Raw genomic sequence first — 4260 nt, 5'->3', positions numbered from 1 at the left:
GACGGGGCACGAGCAGCAGGAACGACGCGGTGAGGACGGTCGCGAGCAGCATCAGGCCGAACCGGACCCCGCCGGCCCACCAGGCGTCCTCGCCGAGACCCGAGTAGGAGTCGTCGTAGAAGAACCAGTGGTGCAGGTCGAACTGCTTGAACTGCGGGATCCAGATCGCACACGCCACCGCCCACGCGACGAACACCGCCCCGGCCGCGATGCGGATCCGGACCACCGTGCGTCGCGGGGCCTCGTACCAGCGGTCGAAGAGCCCCCACTGCTTCACCTGCCAGCCGAGCAGGAAGAACGGCAGGAGGCTGATCGCCCGGGACAGCGACAGCGTGGAGTCGACGTTGTCGAAGTAGCCCACGCCGATGCTGAACACGACGGCCCAGAACAGCGGCCAGCGCAGCTGCGCGAGGTACGGGAGGATCAGCTTGAAGATCCCGAGCGCGAGCAGGAACCAGAGGGTCCAGGTCGGCTGGGTCGGGTTGAACTTCTTGCCGCCCTCGACCAGGGCCTGCACCACGGTCCAGATCGTCTGCATGATGATGTACGGCACGACGATGTCCGTGATCGTGCGCCGCATGCGCTTCGCGGTCGGGGTGTCCGCGGAGGAGAAGTACCCGCTGATGACGCCGAACGCCGGCATGTGGAACGCGTAGATGAAGGTGTACAGCGCGAGGGCGTGCTCGCTCGCCGCCGTCTGCCGTTGGATCGCGTGGCCGATCACCACGAGCGTGACCGCGAGGAACCGCGCCGTGTCCCACATCGGGATACGACGCTTCGCGCGGCCGGGCTCGAGCTCGGTCGCGGGCGCCGAGGGCGCTGGAGGCGCGGCTTCCGTCGTCATGCCCGGTCACGTTACCGGATCGTGACCTCCTCGGATCGGTACGGTTGACGGGACACCCCACCCCGTCCACGGAGGAAGCACATGGCATCTCGTCGCGCAGTCGTCACCGGAGCGAGCTCGGGCATCGGAGCCGCGACCGTCCGGCTGTTCCGCTCGCGCGGGTGGGACGTCCTCGCCGTCGCCCGGCGCGCCGAGAAGCTCGAGGCGCTCGCCGCGTCGACCGGTGCCGACGTCCTCGTCGCGGACGTCACGAGCGCGTCCGACGTCGAGGCAGTCGCGGCGCGCGTCGAGGAGCTCGGGGGAGCGGACGTGCTCGTGAACAACGCCGGCGGCGCCCTCGGGTCCGCATCGGTCGAGGAGTCCGACGTCGACGACTGGCGCGCGATGTTCGAGGTGAACGTCCTCGGGACGAAGCGGGTCGTCTCGGCCCTGCTCCCGCACCTCCGTCGCCGCGCGGTCGACGCCGGGAGCGCCGACATCGTCACGGTGACGAGCACCGCCGGGCACGTGGCGTACGAGAACGGCGGCGGCTACAACGCCGCGAAGTTCGCCGAGCACGCCCTCGTGGCAGCGCTCCGGCTCGAGCTGAACGGCGAGCCCATCCGGGTGGTCGAGATCGCGCCCGGGCTGGTGAAGACCGACGAGTTCGCGCTGACCCGGTTCCGCGGCGACGCCGAGAAGGCCGCCGCCGTCTACGAGGACGTCCCGGACCCGCTCGTGGCCGAGGACGTCGCCGAGGCGATCGTGCACGCGGTGGAACTGCCCCCGCACGTGAACCTCGACCTCGTGACGGTCCGGCCGGTGGCCCAGTCCGCCCAGCACAAGCTCGCGCGCGGCACGCTGACGCCCCGGGCCTGACCCGCACGCGCCCGGGCAGCACACGCGGGTCGCGGGCGCGGGGTCCGTGCCGGTACCGTTGTCGGATGCCGATCAGCAGCGAATCCGGGTCACCCGCCCAGGCTCCCTCGACCGTGACCGCGACGAGCGGGCCCGAGGTGCTCGGCTGGCTCGAGTTCGGTGACGCCGCACGCCTGCTCGCCAAGGACGTCCTGTCCTCCGGCTTCGAACCCGAGGTGGTCGTCGCGGTCGCCCGCGGTGGGCTCATCATCGCCGGTGCGGTCGCCTACGCGCTGGGCACCAAGGAGTGCGGCTCGATCAACGTCGAGTTCTACACCGACGTCGAGCAGCGCCTCGAGGAGCCGGTGATCCTGTCGCCCGCACTCGACGCCCCGAGCCTGTCCGGCAAGCGCGTCGTCGTCGTCGACGACGTCTCGGACTCCGGCCGCACCCTGCGCCTCGTCGTGGACATCATCCGGAACGCCGGGGCCGACGTCCGCAGCGCGTGCCTGTACTCGAAGCCCGGCACGGTGCTCGAACCGGACCACGTGTGGCGTCGGGTCGACGGCTGGATCACCTTCCCGTGGAGCGCCCTCGCCCCGGTGACGGCCGAGTCGTGAGCATCCACCTCGTCGGCGGCGGACCCTTCGCCGCCTCGGACGCCGCCGCGCCGTTCGTCGCCGAGGCCACGGCCCGGTCCGCAGCCGTCGGCCGCACCGTCCCGCGCATCGCCCTGCTCTCGGTCGCCGCGACGTCGGGTGCGAGCCCGTCCTCGACCGCCGACATCGCCGAGGTGCTCGGCGGCCCACGCACGGCCGAGGTCCTCGTGACCGAGATCGCCGGTGGCCAGGTGTTCGACACCACCGTCCTGAGCGACGTCGACGCCCTGGTGGTCGGCGGCGGGGTCACGCCGGACTACCTCGACGCCGTCGCCCCGCTCGTCGACCAGATCCGCCTGCTCGTCGCCGACGGCCTGCCGTACCTCGGCTACTCGGCCGGCGCGATGATCGCCGCCGACCGCGCCCTCGTGGGCGGCTGGCGCATCGGCGGGGTCGAGGTCTGCCCCGAGGAAGCGTCGGAGGGACTCGACGAGGTCGAGCTCCGCGAGGGCCTCGGACTCGTCGACCTGACCATCGATGTGCACGCCGTCCAGGCCGGCACGCTCGCCCGGCTCATCGCGAGCGCCGAGGCCGAGTTCGTCACCGCCGGGCTGGCGATCGACGAGGACACCACGCTCGTCGTCGGCGAGGGGGCGCTCGAGGTCCGCGGGACGGGCAGCGTCTGGCGCGTCGTCGCCGGCGAGGAATCGGTCGCCGTCGCCACGATGGGCGCCTAGCCGTGACGAACCCGAACCCGGACCGTCGCTTCGCCACGATGGGCGCCTAGCCCCGTGCAGCCCCGTCCGCTCGCCGACCTCGTCGACCCCGGCTGGGCCGAGGCCCTCGCCCCCGTCGAGGACGACGTCCACCGGATGGGCGACTGGCTCCGCGCCGAGACCGCCGCCGGCCGGCAGTACCTCCCCGCCGGCGAGCACGTCCTGCGCGCGTTCGCCGACCCGTTCGACGACGTGCGGGTGCTCGTCGTCGGCCAGGACCCGTACCCGACGCCCGGGCACCCGATCGGCCTGTCCTTCGCGGTCGACCCGCACGTGCGTCCGGTCCCGCGCAGCCTGGCCAACATCTACCGCGAACTCGAGGCCGACCTCGGTGTGATGCCGCCGCCGCACGGGGACCTCCGCGCGTGGTCGGCGCAGGGCGTCCTGCTGCTCAACCGCGTCCTGACCGTCGAGGCCGGCGCCGCGGGCAGCCACCGTGGCAAGGGCTGGGAGGCCGTCACCGACCAGGCGGTCCGTGCCCTCGTGGCCCGCGGGACGCCCCTCGTCGCGGTGCTGTGGGGTGCGCAGGCCGCATCGGTCCGACCGCTCCTCGGCGACACCCCCGTCGTCGCGTCGGCGCACCCGAGCCCGCTCAGCGCCTCGCGGGGCTTCTTCGGCAGTCGCCCCTTCTCGCAGGTGAACGAGCTCCTGGTCGCGCAGGGCGCCGCACCGGTCGACTGGACCCTGCCCGCCGAATAGGCTCGGACCCGTGCTCGAGGAGGAATACCAGCGACGGCGGGTCCTGCCGCGACACCTGCGTGCCCCGGTGCCGGCCGAGGCCGCGTTCACGTACACGATCCGTGCGGCCGAGCCGACGGACCTCCCCGACGTCCGCGAGATCCACACGCACTACGTCCGGAACTCCTCGGTCACCTTCGACCCGACGGCGTTCACGTTCGCGGCGTGGAAGCGCCGGTACGACGAGATCCGCCGCCGCGGGCTGCCGTTCCTCGTCGCCGAGAACCCCTCCGGGCAGGTGCTCGGGTACGCGCTCGTCGACCCGTGGAACCCCCGCGACCGTTCGAACCGGGTCGTCGAGGACTCGATCTACCTGGGTGCCGCGTCCGGCGGGAAGGGGCTCGGCCGGGCACTCATGGAGGCGCTGATCGACGAGTGACGTGCTGTCCACCGCGCTGTTCGACCGGCCGGCGTACCAGAACGTCATCAGCCACGGCATCGTGCTCGGTTCCGACGGCCAGAAGAT

At 72.5% G+C, this 4260-nt stretch carries 6 protein-coding genes; 5 read left to right on the top strand and 1 reads right to left on the bottom strand.

Annotated features, from left to right (window positions below; genetic code table 11):
* On the bottom strand, positions 1–844 hold an 844-nt coding region (locus tag I5E_RS02410), incomplete at its 3' end, for an acyltransferase family protein (protein ID WP_022905586.1).
* Positions 845–925: 81 nt separating this feature from the next.
* Between I5E_RS02410 and I5E_RS02405 the strand changes: the two genes are divergently transcribed.
* From I5E_RS02405 to I5E_RS02385, 5 genes are all read left to right on the top strand, one after another.
* On the top strand, positions 926–1702 hold the full coding sequence (locus tag I5E_RS02405) for an SDR family oxidoreductase (RefSeq protein ID WP_022905585.1): 777 nt from the start codon (positions 926–928) through the stop codon (positions 1700–1702).
* Between the two features lie 65 nt (positions 1703–1767).
* On the top strand, positions 1768–2301 hold the full coding sequence (locus I5E_RS02400) for a phosphoribosyltransferase (RefSeq protein ID WP_022905584.1): 534 nt from the start codon (positions 1768–1770) through the stop codon (positions 2299–2301).
* The gene (locus I5E_RS02395) at positions 2298–3017 is read left to right on the top strand and encodes a Type 1 glutamine amidotransferase-like domain-containing protein (RefSeq protein WP_022905583.1); all 720 of its coding nucleotides are present in this window, start codon (positions 2298–2300) and stop codon (positions 3015–3017) included. The genes I5E_RS02400 and I5E_RS02395 overlap by 4 nt, the downstream gene beginning before the upstream one ends.
* A gap of 54 nt (positions 3018–3071) precedes the next feature.
* Complete coding sequence (locus I5E_RS02390) at positions 3072–3755, top strand: uracil-DNA glycosylase (RefSeq protein WP_022905582.1); 684 nt, start codon at positions 3072–3074, stop codon at positions 3753–3755.
* A 10-nt stretch (positions 3756–3765) separates the two neighbouring features.
* Positions 3766–4173 (top strand): GNAT family N-acetyltransferase, encoded by a 408-nt coding sequence (locus I5E_RS02385; protein ID WP_022905581.1) that lies wholly within the window; start codon positions 3766–3768, stop codon positions 4171–4173.
* Positions 4174–4260: the final 87 nt, after the last annotated feature.

Origin of the sequence: Curtobacterium sp. B18 (assembly GCF_000333375.1) — a bacterium.
Taxonomy (GTDB): Bacteria; Actinomycetota; Actinomycetes; order Actinomycetales; family Microbacteriaceae; genus Curtobacterium.
This window is presented reverse-complemented; position numbering and strand designations above follow the sequence as displayed.